The sequence below is a fragment of the Micromonospora andamanensis genome (genome assembly GCF_016863495.1).
GTDB classification, from domain to species: Bacteria; Actinomycetota; Actinomycetes; order Mycobacteriales; family Micromonosporaceae; genus Micromonospora; species Micromonospora andamanensis.
This window is the reverse complement of record NZ_BOOZ01000004.1, coordinates 334,099-350,887: the sequence shown is the minus strand read 5'-3', so window position 1 is coordinate 350,887 and position 16,789 is coordinate 334,099. Positions and strand designations below refer to the sequence as shown.

General features: G+C 70.7%; 19 protein-coding genes and 1 riboswitch. Of the genes, 17 read left to right on the top strand and 2 right to left on the bottom strand.

Annotation, left to right across the window (positions count from 1 at the left end; translation table 11 throughout):
- Window positions 1-24 precede the first annotated feature (24 nt).
- The 15 genes from Van01_RS06480 to gcvP all read left to right on the top strand — a co-directional run bounded on the left by Van01_RS06480 (window position 25) and on the right by gcvP (window position 13,684).
- Window positions 25-483, top strand: a complete 459-nt coding sequence (locus Van01_RS06480; protein WP_204001856.1) for a MarR family winged helix-turn-helix transcriptional regulator — start codon at window positions 25-27, stop codon at window positions 481-483.
- Window positions 484-832: 349 nt separating this feature from the next.
- Entirely contained in the window at window positions 833-1,402 is a 570-nt protein-coding gene (gene clsA, locus Van01_RS06475) for a cardiolipin synthase ClsA (RefSeq protein WP_373306216.1), read from the top strand.
- 76 nt (window positions 1,403-1,478) lie between these two features.
- Window positions 1,479-2,399, top strand: a complete 921-nt coding sequence (locus Van01_RS06470) for a DUF881 domain-containing protein (RefSeq protein ID WP_204001852.1) — start codon at window positions 1,479-1,481, stop codon at window positions 2,397-2,399.
- On the top strand, window positions 2,396-2,728 hold the full coding sequence (locus tag Van01_RS06465; protein ID WP_093402419.1) for a small basic family protein: 333 nt from the start codon (window positions 2,396-2,398) through the stop codon (window positions 2,726-2,728). Before Van01_RS06470 ends, Van01_RS06465 begins: the two co-directional genes overlap by 4 nt.
- Window positions 2,729-2,737: 9 nt before the next feature.
- Entirely contained in the window at window positions 2,738-3,697 is a 960-nt protein-coding gene (locus Van01_RS06460) for a DUF881 domain-containing protein (RefSeq protein ID WP_204001850.1), read from the top strand.
- A 56-nt stretch (window positions 3,698-3,753) separates the two neighbouring features.
- On the top strand, window positions 3,754-4,134 hold the full coding sequence (gcvH, locus tag Van01_RS06455) for a glycine cleavage system protein GcvH (RefSeq protein WP_204001848.1): 381 nt from the start codon (window positions 3,754-3,756) through the stop codon (window positions 4,132-4,134).
- Window positions 4,135-4,353: 219 nt separating this feature from the next.
- On the top strand, window positions 4,354-4,806 hold the full coding sequence (gene odhI, locus Van01_RS06450) for an oxoglutarate dehydrogenase inhibitor Odhl (RefSeq protein ID WP_093402417.1): 453 nt from the start codon (window positions 4,354-4,356) through the stop codon (window positions 4,804-4,806).
- 50 nt (window positions 4,807-4,856) lie between these two features.
- The gene (gene ftsR, locus Van01_RS06445) at window positions 4,857-5,558 is read left to right on the top strand and encodes a transcriptional regulator FtsR (protein ID WP_204001832.1); all 702 of its coding nucleotides are present in this window, start codon (window positions 4,857-4,859) and stop codon (window positions 5,556-5,558) included.
- Window positions 5,559-5,731: 173 nt separating this feature from the next.
- Window positions 5,732-6,196 carry a bifunctional nuclease family protein gene (locus tag Van01_RS06440; RefSeq protein ID WP_013733914.1) on the top strand — a complete coding sequence of 155 codons (465 nt, stop codon included), beginning with the start codon at window positions 5,732-5,734 and terminating at the stop codon, window positions 6,194-6,196.
- A 202-nt stretch (window positions 6,197-6,398) separates the two neighbouring features.
- Entirely contained in the window at window positions 6,399-6,995 is a 597-nt protein-coding gene (locus Van01_RS06435) for a MerR family transcriptional regulator (RefSeq protein ID WP_204001829.1), read from the top strand.
- Between the two features lie 324 nt (window positions 6,996-7,319).
- Window positions 7,320-7,718 carry a group I truncated hemoglobin gene (locus tag Van01_RS06430; protein ID WP_204001826.1) on the top strand — a complete coding sequence of 133 codons (399 nt, stop codon included), beginning with the start codon at window positions 7,320-7,322 and terminating at the stop codon, window positions 7,716-7,718.
- A 2-nt stretch (window positions 7,719-7,720) separates the two neighbouring features.
- Window positions 7,721-8,899 (top strand): globin domain-containing protein, encoded by a 1,179-nt coding sequence (locus Van01_RS33450; RefSeq protein WP_204001823.1) that lies wholly within the window; start codon window positions 7,721-7,723, stop codon window positions 8,897-8,899.
- Window positions 8,896-9,618 carry a DivIVA domain-containing protein gene (locus tag Van01_RS33445; RefSeq protein ID WP_275410265.1) on the top strand — a complete coding sequence of 241 codons (723 nt, stop codon included), beginning with the start codon at window positions 8,896-8,898 and terminating at the stop codon, window positions 9,616-9,618. The genes Van01_RS33450 and Van01_RS33445 overlap by 4 nt, the downstream gene beginning before the upstream one ends.
- A gap of 130 nt (window positions 9,619-9,748) precedes the next feature.
- The gene (locus Van01_RS06415) at window positions 9,749-10,621 is read left to right on the top strand and encodes an NAD-dependent protein deacetylase (RefSeq protein ID WP_239098892.1); all 873 of its coding nucleotides are present in this window, start codon (window positions 9,749-9,751) and stop codon (window positions 10,619-10,621) included.
- Window positions 10,622-10,686: 65 nt separating this feature from the next.
- Window positions 10,687-10,784, top strand: a riboswitch (glycine riboswitch).
- A gap of 77 nt (window positions 10,785-10,861) precedes the next feature.
- Window positions 10,862-13,684 carry an aminomethyl-transferring glycine dehydrogenase gene (gcvP, locus tag Van01_RS06410; RefSeq protein WP_204001820.1) on the top strand — a complete coding sequence of 941 codons (2,823 nt, stop codon included), beginning with the start codon at window positions 10,862-10,864 and terminating at the stop codon, window positions 13,682-13,684.
- Window positions 13,685-13,784: 100 nt separating this feature from the next.
- On the opposite strand, the gene Van01_RS06405 is transcribed toward gcvP, so the two are convergent.
- A complete protein-coding gene (locus Van01_RS06405; protein WP_093402410.1) occupies window positions 13,785-13,985 on the bottom strand; it encodes a DUF5999 family protein in 201 nt (66 codons plus the stop codon).
- Between the two features lie 123 nt (window positions 13,986-14,108).
- Between Van01_RS06405 and Van01_RS06400 the strand changes: the two genes are divergently transcribed.
- Both Van01_RS06400 and def read left to right on the top strand, forming a co-directional pair.
- Complete coding sequence (locus Van01_RS06400) at window positions 14,109-15,293, top strand: chorismate-binding protein (RefSeq protein WP_373306212.1); 1,185 nt, start codon at window positions 14,109-14,111, stop codon at window positions 15,291-15,293.
- 60 nt (window positions 15,294-15,353) lie between these two features.
- Window positions 15,354-15,860, top strand: coding sequence for a peptide deformylase (gene def / locus Van01_RS06395; RefSeq protein WP_204001806.1), 507 nt, complete (start codon window positions 15,354-15,356; stop codon window positions 15,858-15,860).
- Here def and Van01_RS06390 read toward each other — a convergent pair.
- On the bottom strand, window positions 15,813-16,637 hold the full coding sequence (locus Van01_RS06390) for a sulfite exporter TauE/SafE family protein (protein ID WP_275410264.1): 825 nt from the start codon (window positions 16,635-16,637) through the stop codon (window positions 15,813-15,815). The genes def and Van01_RS06390 overlap by 48 nt on opposite strands.
- Window positions 16,638-16,789: the final 152 nt, after the last annotated feature.

Below are 16,789 nucleotides of genomic sequence, written 5' to 3'. Positions count from 1 at the left end.
CGGGACAATCCCAGGGGACATCGGGTGGAGCGACCGGATCTCGCAGCGGCGATCGACGCGGCCGCCGAGGCGCTGGTGGGCGTGCTCGATTCCGCCGTCTCCCGGCACCGGCTCGTGGTGTCGCCGACCCAGCTGCGGGTGCTGGCCCTGTTGAGCGCCCGCCCGGAACTGAACGTCAACCGGCTGGCGGAGCTGTTGGACGTGGTGCCCTCCTCGGCCAGTCGGCTCTGTGACCGGTTGGAGGCCATCGGGCTGGTGCGCCGCACAGCCGACGCCCGGGATCGCCGGGAGGTGCGGCTGATCCCGACCGCCGCCGCCGAGGCGCTGCTGGGGGAGGTGCGATCACGCCGGCACGAGGCAGTGCGGGCCGTGCTCGAACGGATGCCCGCCCGGGGCCAGCAGGATCTGCTGCGGGCGCTTGTGGCCTTCGGTCAGGCGGCGCTCGTGGTGGAGTCCGCCAACGCGAAGGCCCGCAGCGCCTGACCACGCGACAACTAGTGTCCTAGGATGCCTTACAGATGGTGACACCCGTCACAGTCAAGCCAGTCAACAGCCACCACGGACCTGCTGGGCAGCGGAAGCACCGAAGCGGCCCGTTATAGTGGCAGCGCATTCGACCGGCCCGTGATCATCGACGATGGACGGCGGGTCAGGAACCGATCTCGCAGGGGATCACAGGGGGCGCCGGCGCCAGCCGGCTGGACAACGCGTACGACGCCGCACGGCGGACCTGGTCCGCGGTGCGCGAGCGCGTCGCGGAGGAGGTTCGGTGTCGGGTCGGGCTCGGGCGGAGCAACCGCAGGCCCGCGACGGCCGGCGACCCGACGATCGGGTGTTCACCTGGCCGAACCTGATCAGCTTCGTTCGCCTGCTGGGTGTTCCGCTGTTCCTCTACCTGTTCCTGGTCGCCCGCGCCGACGCCGCCGCGATCGTGGTGCTGGCCGTCGGTGGCACCAGCGACTGGGTCGACGGGTGGATCGCCCGGCGGCTGGGACAGGTCAGCCGGCTGGGCGAGTTGCTCGACCCGCTCGCTGACCGGCTCTACATCCTGGCCACCCTTGTCGCGTTCACCGCCCGCGAGGTGGTGCCCTGGCAGTTCACCGCCGCGTTGCTGGCCCGGGAACTGTTGCTGCTGGGTTCGCTCGGGGTGCTGCGTCGGCACGGGTACGGGCCGCCACCTGTGCACTACGTCGGTAAGACGGCCACCTTCCTGCTGCTTGCCGCGTTCCCGGTCCTGCTGCTGGCCGCGGTGGTGCCGGCCGTCGCCGCGTTGGCCGCCGCGATCGGTTGGGCGTTGGCGTGGTGGGGTCTGGTGCTCTACTGGGTCGCTGGCGCGCTGTACGTGGTCCAGGCCCGGCAGCTGGTGCGGGCGGTACGCGGTCGGCAGGGAGCGGCGGCGTGAGCGAGTGGCAGCGGGCGAATCATCGACTCAGCGCCCTGGTGCCTGATGACGGCCCGCTGGGCAGCGGAGGGCGGCCATGAGCGACGATCCCGGTCAGAGTCGGCGTGGGGCGAGGGCCTTCACCCCGGACTTTCTCACCGAGTTGTTTCGTAATCCACTGGATCCGGGCTACGCCGACGCGGCGGCGCAGCGGGCGAAGTCGGGTCGACCGGCGCGGTCGGGCTGGTCGGTGGGGCCGGTCGGCCTGGTGGTGATCGTGCTGCTCGGTTTCCTGTTCGCGGTGGCCTACCGGCAGACGGTGGCGGAGGAGCCGGGGCGGGCGCAGGCCCGTTCCGGGCTGGCGGCACAGATCAAGCAGCGGCAGGCTGAGACCGACGCCTTGTCGACGCGGGCCGAGGAGTTGCGCGAGGAGGTCAACCGGCAGCGGGAGGCCGCGTTGGGCGGTTCCCACGCGGCTCGGTTGCGGGAGCTGGAGGCGAGCACCGGGCTCGGGCGGGTGCGCGGTGACGGTGTGGTGGTGGAGTTGGCGGACGGGCCGAGTGGTCAGGATTCGCTCGGTGGCGCGGATGCCGGTCCGGCGCAGGTGATCTACCTGGATCTGCAGAGTGTGGCAAATGACCTGTGGGGTGCCGGCGCGGAAGCGATCGCGATCAACGGGCAGCGGTTGACCTCGACCTCGACGATCCGTTCGGCGGGTCAGGCGATTCTGGTGGACTTTCGGCCGGTCACCGGGCCGTACGAGGTGAGCGCGATCGGGCCGGGTGGGATGCGGGAGCGGTACGAGGCGAGCCGGAGTGCGTTGACGATGCGTCAGGTGGCGAAGGTGAACGGGTTGTCGTTCGCGGTGCGGGACGCCGATGACCTCACCCTGCCTGCTGCTCCGGAGCCGCGGCTACGCTACGCGGAGCCCTCGGTGAGTCCGAGTGTGTCGTCGTCGGGTGGTGACGAGTCGTCCGGCTCGGGTACGTCCCCCAGTCCCTCCGGAGGTGGTCGATGATCGCGGTGCTGGCCCTGTTGGCCGGTGTGCTGCTCGGACTGTGGCTCGATCCCACGGTGCCGGCGGCGCTGCAGCCGTATCTGCCGATCGCGGTGGTGGCCGCGTTGGACGCGGTGTTCGGTGGGGTCCGGGCGAAGCTGGACCGCATCTTCGACGACAAGCAGTTCGTGGTGTCGTTCATCTCGAACGTGCTGGTCGCCGCGTTGATCGTGTATCTGGGTGACCAGCTGGGGGTGGGCGGTCAGTTGTCCACGGGTGTGGTGGTCGTGTTGGGAGTTCGTATCTTCGGCAATGTGGCGGCGATCCGCCGGCACCTGTTCCGGGCGTAGGTTTGTGGCGTGAGTGACGAGCACACGCAGACGGGTACGGGGTGGCCGCAGCCGGCGGAGCCGGCGCGGCCGGACGGCCCGGCGGGGGAGCCGGATCCGCGTCCGGAGGCGCCGGACCCGGATGAGTTGAGTCCGTTGTCGCCGCAGGGGAGCCCGCCGGGGGAGGACGGGGAGCCGTCGGAGGCGCCGGACGGTGCTGCGGCGGCGGAGTCCGTCGAGGCTGTGGCGCCGGTGGCGGAGCCGGCTGCGGTGGTGCCGCCGTGGCGGCGGCTCAGTTCGGCGGCCGTGATGATCGGTGTGTTGCTGGGGTTGTTGGGTTTCACCCTGGCGGTGCAGTTGAAGACGACGTCGACGGATTCGGCGTTGGCGACGGCGCGGCAGGAGGACCTGGTCCGGATCCTGTACGACCTGGAGGCGCGGGAGATCCGGCTGCGGCAGGACGTCGCCGCGTTGGAGGAGAGCCAGCGGCAGTTGCGTTCGGGTGAGCAGGGGCGGCAGGCGGCGCTGGAGGAGGCGACCCGGCGGGCGGACGAGTTGGGGATCCTGGCGGGTACGTTGCCGGCGCGGGGGCCGGGTCTGGCGGTGCGTTTCCAGGCGGGGGCGACGAAGCCGATCTCGGCGATGCGGGTGTTGGACGCGGTGCAGGAGTTGCGGGGTGCCGGGGCGGAGGCGATGCAGATCTCCGGGGGTGACCGGGCGACGGTGCGGATCGTGGCGTCGACGTACTTCGTGGACCACGAGAGCAAGGATGGTTCGTTGGTGGTGGACGGGCGCCGGTTGACGGGGCCGTTCACGATCACGGTGGTGGGTGATCCGGCGACGATGCGTACGGCGCTCAACATTCCTGGTGGGGTGGTCGCGTCGGTGGCTGGCGACGGCGGTAACGTGATCGTTGAGGATCGTGAGGTTGCCGAGGTCTCGGCGCTGCACGTGCCCCGCCCGCTGGAACATGCTCGTCCGGTCTCCTGAAGGTCGGCGGGCCGGCACCGGTTGGTCCGGTGTCGCGATGGATGAGGACGCTGCTGGTGATTCCTGAGGATCTGCGTTACACCGCCGAGCACGAGTGGGTGGCCGCGGCGGACGGTGGGGCCGTCCGGGTGGGCATCACCCACTTCGCGCAGGATGCTCTTGGCGACATCGTGTATGTGCAGTTGACGGAGGCGGGCGCGATGGTGGCGGCCGGTGAGTCGTTGGGTGAGATCGAGTCGACCAAGAGCGTGTCGGAGCTGTACGCCCCGGTGGCGGGGACGGTGTCGGCGCGCAACGACGCGCTTGTCGACACTCCTGAGGTGGTCAACAGTGATCCGTACGGCGCGGGTTGGTTGGTGGAGATCACCGTGTCGGATCCGGCGGCGGTGGACGGGCTGTTGAGCGCGGATGCGTATCGCGAGTTGACCGAGAGCTGAGCGTTTTGCTGTGCGGGCGGTGCGGTGTCTGCCGCGCGTCCGGTTGCCCTGTTTTTCGGCGCTGGCTAGGCTCGCCCAGTCGACCGAGAACCCATTAGTTGAGCGTCGCGGACAAGCCTTTCGGGGCACGGAGAGCCAGCCGCCGGGTGGATGAGAGCCCGGCGGCCAGACCCGCCGTCTCCCGACGCCGACCGAAACAGATTCCGTGAGGTGGTCCCCATGACTCGCCCAGGCGACGAGTTCCCCCCGCTCGACGTCACGTCGACGCTCAATCTCGGTTCGCTCGAGGAGGCTCTGGAGGGGCCGGACACCGACGTGGTGCCGAGCCGGATGTCCGGTTCGCTGCCGCCGGGGATGGCGCTGCTGGTGGTCCGGCGGGGGCCGAACGCGGGTGCCCGGTTCCTGTTGGATCACGACGTGACGACAAGTGGGCGGCATCCGGACAGTGACATCTTCCTCGATGACGTGACGGTGTCGCGTCGGCACGCGGAGTTCCACCGGGATGGTGGGACGTTCACGGTGCGGGACGTGGGCAGTCTGAACGGCACGTACGTGAACCGGGAGCGGGTCGAGGCGGCGACCTTGAGCAACGGTGACGAGGTGCAGATCGGCAAGTTCCGGGTGGTGTTCATCGCCGGTCCGCGCCCGGAGGGTGAGGCCGGCCGGGGGTGAACGAGCCTGCGGCCTCCAGGCCGTCCGGGGTGGGTGGCGCCCAGCCGTTGATGAGTATCGGCGAGGTGCTGGCCCAGTTGCGGGCGGATTTTCCGGACGTGACGATTTCGAAGTTGCGGTTTCTTGAGGCTGAGGGCCTGGTGGAGCCGCAGCGTACGGCGGCGGGTTATCGGAAGTACGGCTGGGACGATGTGGCGCGGCTGCGGTTCGTGTTGACCGCGCAGCGGGATCAGTATCTGCCGTTGCGGGTGATCCGGGAGCAGTTGGCGCAGTGGGATGCCGACGGTGCGGCGCCGGAGTGGTCGCGTCCGGCGTTGGTGGCGGTGGGGCCCGATGGTGAGGTGCCGGGTCGTGGCGCGGCGTCGTCGGGTGAGTCGGCGCAGGTCCGGTTGGATCGTGCCGAGTTGGTGGCGCGTAGTGGGCTGGACGAGTCGACGTTGGGTGAGTTGGAGCGGCTCGGGTTGGTGGTGTCGGATCCACCGGGTTGGTACGACGGCGATGCGTTGATCATCGCGCGGGCGGTGGCGGGTCTGGCGGCGTACGGGTTCCAGCCGCGGCATCTGCGGGCTTACCGGACGGCTGCGGATCGCGAGGTGGGTTTGTTCGCGCAGTTGGTGGCGCCGTTGGCGCGGCAGAGTGATCCGGCGGCGCGGGCGCGGGCGGCGGAGACGGCGCGGGAGTTGGTGGCGTTGTCGCAGCAGTTGCATGCGGCGTTGGTGCGGGTGGGGTTGCGCTCGACGTTGGGGCGGTGAGGCGCGTGTGCGTGCTGATCGGCCGGTTGGTGAGTGGCGTAGGCTTGCGGGGGTAACCCCTCTTCTGGCGCGGGCGTGGGTGCGTGTAGCGCATGAGACGGCCGTGTCGCGGTCCGTGTACCGTGCAGAGAAGGGCGCGGTGCGGCGTAGGTGACAACGACACGGAGGCGGCGGTGCGCGAGCTGAGCGTGGTCGGGGTTCGGGTGGAGTTGCCCAGTAACCAGCCGATCGTCCTGCTCAGGGAGGTCGAGGGGGACCGCTATCTGCCGATCTGGATCGGCGCGGTCGAGGCGACGGCGATCGCTTACGAGCAGCAGGGTGTCAAGCCGGCGCGTCCGTTGACCCATGATCTTCTGCGGGATGTGTTGGCGGCGTTGAAGGCGCCGTTGCGGGCGGTGGAGATCACCGAGTTGAAGGAGAACGTGTTCTTCGCTGATCTGTTGATCGGTGATGGGGTGCGGGTTTCGGCTCGGCCGAGTGATTCGATCGCTCTGGCGTTGCGGGTGGGTGCGCCGATTCGTTGTGCGGAGCAGGTCCTCAGTGAGGCGGGGATCGTGATTCCCGACGAGCAGGAGGACGAGGTGGAGAAGTTCCGGGAGTTCCTGGAGCAGGTGCGTCCGGAGGATTTCGCCGGCTGAGCGGCGGGCCCGGCCCGGTGGTGGGAATGTGCCGCCGCGTGTGCGGTGACTGTGGGTGATGGTGATGGTCATCGCTGTCGATGCGCGGCGTGTCGCGACGGTTTCTCCGTGGTAACTCCTGGCGGTCGCTATAGGGTTGCCGTGTCGAGGGGTGCGCGTCCCGGAAGCGGCGTGGCACCGCACTGACGGGGAGGTTGTCCGGATGTACGAGCCGCGGGATTCCGATCGGGGTGCGGTGTCGGGTGAGCCGGGTGGGATGCCCGGGTCGGCAACTGACGGTGACGGTGCGGTGGGGTACCGGGGTGTGACGGCCTGCCACGCGGTGGGGATCAGCTATCGCCAGTTGGATTACTGGGCGCGTACGTCGCTGGTGGTGCCGAGTGTGCGGGACGCCTCGGGTTCCGGTACGCAGCGGTTGTACTCGTTTCGCGACCTGGTGGTGTTGAAGGTGGTGAAGCGGCTGCTGGACGCCGGGGTGTCGTTGCAGAACATCCGGAAGGCGATCGAGGCGTTGCGGTCGCGTGGGGTGGAGGATCTGGCCGGCATCACGTTGATCTCCGATGGGACGACTGTGTACGAGTGTCGTTCGCCGGAGGAGGTGGTCGACCTGTTGCAGGGCGGCCAGGGGGTGTTCGGCATCGCGATCGGTGGGGCGTTCAAGGAGATCCAGGGTTCGTTGTCGCATCTTCCGGCGGAGCCTGCGGCGGTGTCGGTGGAGCAGGGGGCGCCGGAGGTTGCCGAGGGGGGCGCGGTGGGCGACGAGTTGGCTGCGCGTCGGGCGCGCCGGCGGGCGGGTTGAGTCGTTCCACTGTGGTTTCCGGGTGAGGTCGTGTCTGCGGTGATCTGATCTGCTGTCCGCGGTGGTGTTTGCCGGTGGTGCTGGGTCGGTGACGTTCGGTGCGGTGGTGGTCGCCTCGGGGTGATCCTCCGGAGTGAGATTTGTGACTCTTCGTGTCTGGTTGTTGTCGGGAATCCGATGGGCCGGCGGTGACGGGGCGGGCGCGGCACGCTATCGTCCGACACGGTCTGCCGGGTGCTGTCGCCGTGGGGTGGTTCCGGCGTCGGCGGGTCGTCGTTGCGCGCGTTGACACCGCGCGTCCCCTCACGACGGAAGGAAACAACCGTGACGGTTACCGAAGAGACCGCTCCGGTCTCGCATTACGAGCGCATCGGCGGGGCGGCTTCGGTGAAGGCCGCTGTCGAGCTGTTCTACGACCGGGTGCTCGCTGACGCGGAGCTTGCCGGTTACTTCGCCGAGGTGGACATGGCGGGGCAGCGTCGGCACATGGCGCTGATGATGACTGTGGTGCTCGGTGGTCCGAACGAGTACACCGGTCGGGACCTGGCGTCGGCGCACCAGCCGTTGAACATCCCGGTGGCGCACTACGTCAAGGTGGGTGAGCATCTGACGGCGACGTTGACGCAGCTGGGTGTGCCGGGTGACATCATCGCTGACGTGCAGGCGGTGCTGGCGCAGGTGCAGGGCCAGGTGGTGGCCGGCGGGGACCAGGCGGGCGCCTGAGCGTGGACGTGCCCCGGCTCAAGCAGAGCTGGTCGCTGGTGGCCGCGCACGGCGACCAGGTGCCGCTCTACTTTTATTCGACGCTGTTCCTGGCGTATCCGGAGACCCGGCAAATGTTCCCGACCAACATGGCGGGTCAGCGGGATCGGCTGGTGAATGCGCTCGGTCACATCGTGTCCCAGGTGGACCAGGTGGACCGGTTGGTGGGTTTCCTGCAGGATCTTGGCGTCGACCACCGTAAGTTCGCGGTGCGTGCGGAGCATTATCCGGCGGTGGGGGAGGCGTTGCTGGCGACGCTGCGGCATTTTCTCGCCGATCAGTGGACCGACGAGTTGGCGCAGGACTGGGCGGCGGCGTACGGGCTGGTGGCGAAGGTGATGAGCGAGGCGGCGCAGGCCGCTGAGGCGACAAGTCCACCGTGGTGGGCGGCGGAGGTGGTGGGGCACGAGCGGCGGGCGTTCGACGTGGCGGTGTTGACGTTGCGTCCGCAGTATCTGTTGCCGTTCACCGCGGGCCAGTCGATCGGGGTGTCGCATCCGGCGGTGCGGTCGTGGCGGTACTACTCGCCGGCGAACGCGCCCCGCACGGACGGCACTGTGGAGCTGCATGTGCGTGCCGCGCCGGGTGGTGCGGTGTCGTCGCGGCTGGTGTACGGGTGCGCGGTGGGTGACCAGTTGCATCTGGCCGCTCCGGTGGGTGACGGTTTGACGTTGCGTCCGGCTGGTACGGCGGATCTGCTGCTGCTGGCCGGTGGTACCGGTTGGGCGCCGTTGAAGGCGTTGGTGGAGCAGGTGGCCGCGGAGGGTTCCCGGCGTCGGGTCGACGTGTATGTGGGTGCACGTTCGCGCAGCGAGTTCTACGACGCTGACGCGTTGGAGAAGTTGACCGCCTCGTACCCGTGGTTGTCGGTGACGCAGGTGGTGGGGTTGGACGTGAACCGGCCGGGGGAGTTCGTGTATCCGGTGGACCGGGCGCTGGCCGACGGTGACTGGCGGTCCCGGCATGTGTACGTGTGTGGTTCCGATGACATGGTGTCGCACACGGTGGCGATTCTGACCCGGTCCGGCTTCCATGCCGGGCAGGTGCATCACGAGGGTCTGGGTCGGCACTGGTACGGCCCCTCGTGGCGGACGGCGGCGGCAGATTCCGCTGTCTCTGACGATTCCGGAGGTGCCCGGTGAGTGAGCCTCGTGGCCGCGAGTGGCGGGCCGGTACGGTGAGCGCCGCCCCGGTCGGTAGGTACGACGGTGGGCAGGTCGCCGGTGGTGTGCAGGTGCGGATGACCGCCGACCGGGTGCGTCGGTGGGAGTTCGGGTCGTCGTCGTTCGGGCGGCGTGGTTACGACCAGAACGACGTGGATCGGTTCCGCGTGCAGGTGGCCGATGAGTTGGATCTGCTGTCGACGCAGGTGGCGAATCTGCGGGCGGAGAACGAGCGGCTCAACGACCATGTCGAGTTGCACCGGCACGGGGTGATTCCGAGTTCGGAGCCGGCGGCGAAGGTGCCGGCGGCCAAGGAGGTGAATCTGCTCTCGGCGGCGCAGCGGGAGGCCGAGCAGATCATCGCCCAGGCGCACGACTACGCGCGGCGGGTCGCCGAGTACGCCCGTACCCAGTACGAGAGTTACGTGCGGGCGGCGGTGGAGGAGGCCCGTCAGGAGGCGGAGCGGGCGGTGCAGGACTACCACGTGGCGGCGGGGCCGACGTTCGACGACGGGGTGGCCGCGCGGGAGGCGCTGCGGATCTACGGCGAGATGATGATCTCGCATATGCAGGCGGCGGCGCGGCATCTCGACGACGGCAGTGAGCAGTTGGCCCGGACGATGGATCGGATCGGTGCGCAGCCGGCGGCGGCCGGGTCGGCGTCGACCCGGTCGTTGCCTCGGCACCAGCAACGCTGACGCGGCGGCTGCCGGCGGGTTCGTCCCGGTCGAGGTGGCTGCCGCGTGGACCGCTGACACCACCGGCGGCGGCTGGGGCCGCCGCCGGTGGTGTTCGTCGTGGGCGGTGTCGCTGGGGCACGATGGGTGGGTGCAGGAGCTGATCGAGCCGCTGGCGGGCCTGGTGGCCACCGGTGGGGTGGTGGTGCTCAGCGGTGCCGGGTTGTCCACCGAGTCGGGCATTCCCGACTATCGGGGGCCGAGTGGTGTCGCACGTCGGCATACCCCGATGACGTATCAGACGTTTCTGGCGGATCCGGTGGCGCGTCGGCGGTACTGGGCGCGTAGCCACCTGGGGTGGCGGTTGATCGCCGGGGCGACGCCCAACGACGGGCATCGGGCGGTGGCCCGCCTGCAGCAGGGTGGGCTGGTCGGTGGGATCATCACGCAGAACGTCGACGGGTTGCACTCGGCGGCCGGTAGCCGGGACGTGACGGAGCTGCACGGCCGGCTCGACGTGGTGGTCTGCCTGGGGTGCCGGCGCCGTACGTCCCGGGCCGAGTTGGACGGGCGGCTGCGGGCGGCCAATCCGGGGTTCGGTGGTCAGGCCGTCGCGGTGAACCCGGACGGTGACGTGGATCTCGATGACGCTCAGGTGGCGGCGTTCCGCACCGTCGGCTGTGTGAGCTGCGGGGGGTTGCTCAAGCCCGATGTGGTGTTCTTCGGGGAGACGGTGCCGGCCGCGCGGGTGCAGTCGTGTTTCGCGATGGTGGAGCGGGCCCGGTTGCTGCTGGTGCTGGGGTCGTCGTTGACGGTGATGTCGGGGCGCCGGTTCGTGGTGCGGGCGGCGAAGCGGGGCGTGCCGGTGGTGATCGTCAACCAGGGGCCGACCCGCGGTGACGAGTACGCGTGTCTGCGGGTGGAGGCGCCGTTGGGGCGGCTGGTGCCGGCGCTCGCCGATCGGCTGCTGGGTGCCGGCTCGCCGGTGGGTCCGGTGGTGGTGCCGAGTCCTGTCGGGGGGTGACCGGCGGCAGGTCAGGGGCTTGGGTGCGGGGGGTCGGGCACGCTGGTAGCGTTGATCGCGCCGGTAGCACCGACGTGGGAGAGACCGCCTGACGACAGTCGGGCGGCGCCGAAGGGGCAAATCCTCCCCGGAACCTCTCAGGCAGAAGGACCGCGTCGGGTCAGGCACTGTGGAGCGCCCGCGGGGTGTGACAGAGGGGGAGGGCCGACCTGTCGACCCCCCGCCCGCGCAGGAGCGCCCATGACCGCAGAGCTGTTCGCCGACCGTCACATCGGTCCCGGCCCCGACGACGAACGCCGGATGTTGGACACCGTCGGGTACGCCTCGATCGACGAGCTGATGGACGCGGCGATTCCCGAGGTGATCCGCTGGCACGGCCGGTTGGACCTGCCGCCGCCGGCCAGCGAGCCTGAGGCGCTGGCAGAGCTGCGGGCGTTGGCGGCGCGTAACACGGTGGCCGTTTCCATGATCGGCCTGGGCTATCACGGCACTCACACGCCGGCGGTGATCCGCCGCAACGTGTTGGAGAGTCCGGCGTGGTACACGGCGTACACGCCGTATCAGCCGGAGATCAGCCAGGGGCGGCTGGAGGCGCTGCTGAACTTCCAGACCATGGTGTCGGATCTGACCGGTCTGGCGACCGCGAACGCGTCGATGCTCGACGAGGGGACCGCCGCGGCGGAGGCGATGACCCTGGCGCGGCGGGCGTCGAAGAGCCCCAGCCGGGTGTACGTGGTCGACGCGGACGCGCTGCCGCAGACCATCGCGGTGATCGCCGGGCGGGCTGAGCCGCTCGGTATCGAGGTGCGGGTGCTGGATCTGGACGTCGAGCCGTTGCCGGCGGAGTTCTTCGGTGTGCACCTGCAGTATCCGGGGGCGTCCGGGGCGGTGCGTGACCACGCCCCGCTGGTCGAGGCCGCGCACGGGGTTGGGGCGCTGGTGACGGTGGCGGCGGACCTGCTGGCGTTGACGTTGCTGCGGCCACCGGGGGAGATCGGTGCGGACATCGCCGCCGGCACCACCCAGCGGTTCGGGGTGCCGATGGGCTTCGGCGGGCCGCACGCCGGCTACCTGGCGGTGCGGGATGGGTTGGCGCGGATGCTGCCGGGCCGGCTGGTCGGGGTGTCCCGGGACGCGGCCGGCGCGCCCGCGTACCGGTTGGCGTTGCAGACCCGTGAGCAGCACATCCGTCGGGAGAAGGCGACGAGCAACATCTGCACCGCGCAGGTGCTGTTGGCGGTGATGGCCGGCATGTACGCCGTCTACCACGGCCCGGACGGGTTGCGGGAGATCGCGGCGCGTACCCACCGGATGGCGGCCCGGCTGGCGGTCGGGCTGCGGGCCGGTGGGGTCGATGTCGCCGATGTCGGCTTCTTCGACACGGTGACGGCGCGGGTGCCGGGTCGGGCCGCGCAGGTGGTCGACGAGGCGCGGCGGCGTGGGGTGAACCTGCGGCTGGTCGACGCGGACCGGGTGGGTGTCGCCTGCGACGAGACCACCACGGACGCGCACCTGGCCATGGTGTGGGCGGCGTTCGGTGTCGACGGCGTCGACGGTGAGGTGCCGGCGGCGATGCCGGCCGGGTTGGCGCGGACGAGCGACTTCCTCACCCATCCGGTGTTCCGGACGCACCGGTCGGAGACGGCGATGCTGCGGTACCTGCGTCGCCTGGCGGACTTCGACTACGCCTTGGACCGGGGCATGATCCCGTTGGGGTCGTGCACGATGAAGCTCAACGCCACCACGGAGATGGAGCCGGTGAGCTGGGCCGAGTTCGCCGACATCCACCCGTTGGCCCCGCGGGAGCAGACCGCCGGTTACCGGGAGTTGATCGGCCAGTTGGAGCGGTGGCTGGCGGAGGTCACCGGCTACGACGCGGTGAGTGTGCAGCCCAACGCCGGGTCGCAGGGTGAGTTGGCGGGCCTGCTGGCGATCCGTGCGTGGCAGCACAGTCGGGGTGAGCGGCACCGTGACGTGTGTCTGATCCCGTCGTCGGCGCACGGCACCAACGCGGCCAGCGCGGTGATGGCCGGGATGCGGGTGGTGGTGGTCGGTTGCGACGACGACGGCAACGTCGACCTGGTCGACCTGGACGCGAAGATCGACGCGCATCGGGACACCCTCGCGGCGATCATGGTGACGTATCCGTCGACGCACGGGGTGTACGAGACGGGTATCGCGTCGCTGTGCGCGAAGGTGCACGACGCGGGTGGTCAGGTGTACGTCGACGGGGCGAACCTCAACGCGCTTGTCGGGTTCGCCCGGCCGGGCCGGTTCGGGGCGGACGTGTCGCACCTGAACCTGCACAAGACGTTCTGCATCCCGCATGGTGGGGGTGGGCCGGGGGTGGGGCCGGTGGCGGTGCGGGCGCATCTGGCGCCGTTCCTGCCGGGTGATCCGGCCGGTGCGCCTGTCGACGGGCGGCCGGCGATCGCGGCGGCCCGGTACGGGTCGGCGGGGATCCTGCCGATCCCGTGGGCGTACCTGCGGATGATGGGTGCCGACGGTCTGGCGCGGGCGACCGGGGTGGCGGTGCTGGCGGCCAACTACGTGGCGGCACGGCTGCGGGACCACTTCCCGGTGCTGTACGCGGGCAACAAGGGTCTCGTCGCGCACGAGTGCATCCTGGATCTGCGGCCGGTGACGAAGGCGACCGGGGTGAGTGTCGACGATGTGGCCAAGCGGCTCATCGACTACGGGTTCCACGCGCCGACGATGTCGTTCCCGGTGGCGGGGACGTTGATGGTGGAGCCCACCGAGAGCGAGGACCTGGCCGAGTTGGACCGGTTCTGCGATGCGATGATCGCTATCCGGGCGGAGATCGACAAGGTGGGTTCGGGTGAGTGGCCGGCCGGGGACAATCCCCTCGCCAACGCGCCGCACACGGCGGTGATGGTCGGCGGTGACGACTGGCCGCACCCGTACCCGAGGTCGGTGGGTGCCTGGCCGGGCGGGGTGGACCGGGCGGGGAAGTACTGGCCGCCGGTGCGTCGGGTCGACGGCGGGTACGGCGACCGGAACCTGGTCTGCTCGTGCCCGTCACCGCAGGCGTACGAGAGCTGACCGGGTCCGGTACCGCGCCGACCTGGTCGTGGCGGTCCCTGACCGGGGGACTAGCCTGGGTCGGCGCGGGAAAGACGTCGTGACGGATCGTTATGTCAGGTCAGGCGGCGAGTGCGTGTCGGGCGGGGCCGCGGTGCGGTGCGATGCTGCTGCCGTCGGGTAGCAGCTCGCCGGTGTCCTCGAAGACGATGACTCCGTTGCAGAGCAGGCTCCAGCCCTGTTCACGGAAGCAGGCGATGACCCTGGCGGCTTCCCGGTCGGTGGCTTCGGCGGAGGGACAGGTGGGTTGGTGCTGGCACATCGGGTTCTCCGGACTGTGGGGGCACTGTGTCATGGTTCACATGACCAGTGACGCACAGTACCAAGCGAAAGCATGCCGCATCGAGCAGATGTGCGCGTGGTGTGCGGGAAATCCGCTGAACGGATGAGCATGAACCGCCCGGACGTCGTGGAAGCGCTCCCACGGATGGTTGTCGATCCACCCGCGGTGCCCGCGTCGTGCCGGGGCCGGCTCGTCGAACGGGCCCGCTGGCAGTGGCGGCCCGCCGACGGCGGCGACCCGGCCGCGTACGCCGAACAGTTCCTCGCCGAGCACGGCCTGCACCTGCGGGATCTGCGCCGCCCGGCCCGCCGCCACCACCCGCACGGGATCTGCGGCGCCGCCCTCTACGTCTCCGCCGCCGCCGGAGCGCTGCTCGCCGGCGGCGCACCCGGCGCAGCCAACCCCGCCGACGTGCCCGAGGTGGCCGTCGTCGTCTACGGCCACACCGAGGCGACCCACCCGCGCCCCGGCCCACCACCGCCCTGGTGGCGCGGCCCCTGGACCGAAAGCTGGAGCCCCCGTCAGCACGCCGCCGCGGTCACCGCGATCCGGGAGGCCATCGGGCGCGGCGAGGTCTACCAGGTCAACCTCGTCGGCCATGCCCGCGCCACCTACACCGGCGACCCGCTGCCCGCCCTGGCCCGCCTCGGCCGGCTGCCCGGCGCCCGCTACGGCGGCGTGCTCACCGGCCCCGGCTGGGCCATCGGCTGCGCCAGCCCGGAAACCCTGATCGAGGTCCGTGGCGGCACCCTCACCACCCGACCCATCAAGGGCACCCGCCCGGCCACCGCCGCCGGCCGCGTCGACCTGCTCGCCTCGGCCAAGGAACGCGCCGAACACATCATGATCGTCGACCTGGAACGCAACGACCTGGCCCGCGTCGCCCGCACCGGCAGCGTCCGCGTCGACGACCTGTTCGCCGTACGTCGCTGGTGCGACCTGTGGCAGGCCGAGTCCACCATCCGCGCCGACGTCGCCGACGGGCTCGGCCTGGCCGACCTGCTGCGCGCCGTCTGCCCCGGCGGCTCGGTCACCGGCGCGCCGAAGCTCGCCGCCCTGGACCACCTCGCCGCCCTGGAACCCGTCGGCCGTGGCGCCGGCATGGGCGCCCTGGGCTGGGTCGGCCCCGACCACCTCGACCTCGGCCTGACCATCCGCACCGCCGCAGTCGACGGCGACGCCGTGCACGTATGGGCCGGTGGCGGCATCACCTGGGACAGCGACCCCGCCGCCGAGGTCGCCGAAGCGGCGGCCAAAACCACGCCGGTCCGGACCGCCCTCACCTGACCGCCAGCCGGCTCAACGCCCGCCACCCACCCGAGGCCACCGACCGATAACCTTGCCGACATGACGATGCGGGACATCCGAATCATCGGCGACCCGGTGCTACGCACCCCCAGCGAACCGGTCACCAGCTTCGACGCCGAACTGCGTGCCCTGGTCACCGACCTGATGGACACGCTGCTCGGCGCACCCGGCCGCGCCGGCGTCGCCGCACCCCAGATCGGTGTCAACGCGCAGGTCTTCGTCTACAACGCCGACGGACACCGCGGCCACATGGTCAACCCGACGGTGGAACTGTCCACCGAGATGCAGGACGACGACGAGGGCTGCCTGTCCATCCCCGGGCTGTACTTCCCGACCCCCCGCGCCCTGCACGCCACCGCCCACGGCTTCGACCAGCACGGCGAACCGCTCACCATCGCCGGCAGCGGCTTCCTCGCCCGCGCCCTGCAACACGAGGCCGACCACCTCGCCGGCCGTCTCTACGTCGACACCCTGCGCGGCGAGACCCGCCGCCGCGCCCTACGAGAGATCCGCGCCGGCCGTTTCGACTCCTCCCGCCGCGGCTGAGCCAGCCACCCACTGGTCGTATCCCAGCTTCGCCACCAACGCCAGCACCACCACCAGCAGCACCACCCGCACGAACCCGGAACCGCGCCGCAACGCCATCCGCGCACCCAACGCCGCCCCGGCGATGTTGCACACCGCCATCGCCGCACCCAGCAGCCACCACACGTGCCCGGTCGCGGCGAACACCGCCAGCGCACCGGCGTTCGTGCCCGCGTTCACCACCTTCGCCATCGCCGAACCGTGCAGGAAGTCCGCACCCACGAGCGCGGTGAACGCCAGCACCAGGAACGTGCCCGTACCCGGGCCGATCAGCCCGTCATAGGCGGCGATGCCCACCCCGGCCACCAGCACCGCCACCACCACCCGCGGCCGGGTCCGCCGCTGCGGCACCGCCAGCACCCCCAACGCGGGACGCAGCACCACGAACAGCGCGACCGACACCAGCACCACAAGCACCACCGGCCGGTACGCCGACGCCGGCACCGCCCCGGCCAGCGCCGCGCCCAGACCGGCGCACACCACCGCCAGCGCCGCCGCCGGCCCCGCCACCACCCAGTCGATCTTCGTACGGCGGGCGAACGTCACCGCCGCCGTCGACGTGCCGGCGATCGCCGCCAACTTGTTCGTCCCCAACGCCGTCGCCGGAGGGATCCCCGGGGCCGCCACCAGCAACGCCGGCAACAGCAGCAACCCACCCCCACCCACCACGGCGTCCACCCACCCCGCCAGGGCGGCGGCGGTCAGCAGGGTCACCACGGTCGTCGGGTCCAACTCCACGACCAGGGATTCTTCCCACCGCCGCCCCGTCCACGCCGCCGGCTGTGGCCAGCCTCACCGGCCCCGGCGACGCCGCAGCCAGACACCCGCCCCGCCGACCGCCACGAACACCAGCACCGAACAGAACAACACCCGCACCATCGGGCAACTGT

Bases quoted from the DNA above. Each gene is read 5' to 3' on its own strand.
- Van01_RS06470 (WP_204001852.1), top strand. From the start codon at position 1,479: ATGAGCGACGATCCCGGTCAGAGTCGGCGTGGGGCGAGGGCCTTCACC.
- Van01_RS06465 (WP_093402419.1), top strand. From the start codon at position 2,396: ATGATCGCGGTGCTGGCCCTGTTGGCCGGTGTGCTGCTCGGACTGTGG.
- odhI (WP_093402417.1), top strand. From the start codon at position 4,354: ATGACTCGCCCAGGCGACGAGTTCCCCCCGCTCGACGTCACGTCGACG.
- ftsR (WP_204001832.1), top strand. From the start codon at position 4,857: ATGAGTATCGGCGAGGTGCTGGCCCAGTTGCGGGCGGATTTTCCGGAC.
- Van01_RS06435 (WP_204001829.1), top strand. From the start codon at position 6,399: ATGTACGAGCCGCGGGATTCCGATCGGGGTGCGGTGTCGGGTGAGCCG.
- gcvP (WP_204001820.1), top strand. From the start codon at position 10,862: ATGACCGCAGAGCTGTTCGCCGACCGTCACATCGGTCCCGGCCCCGAC.
- Van01_RS06405 (WP_093402410.1), bottom strand. From the start codon at position 13,985: ATGTGCCAGCACCAACCCACCTGTCCCTCCGCCGAAGCCACCGACCGG.
- Van01_RS06400 (WP_373306212.1), top strand. From the start codon at position 14,109: ATGAGCATGAACCGCCCGGACGTCGTGGAAGCGCTCCCACGGATGGTT.
- def (WP_204001806.1), top strand. From the start codon at position 15,354: ATGACGATGCGGGACATCCGAATCATCGGCGACCCGGTGCTACGCACC.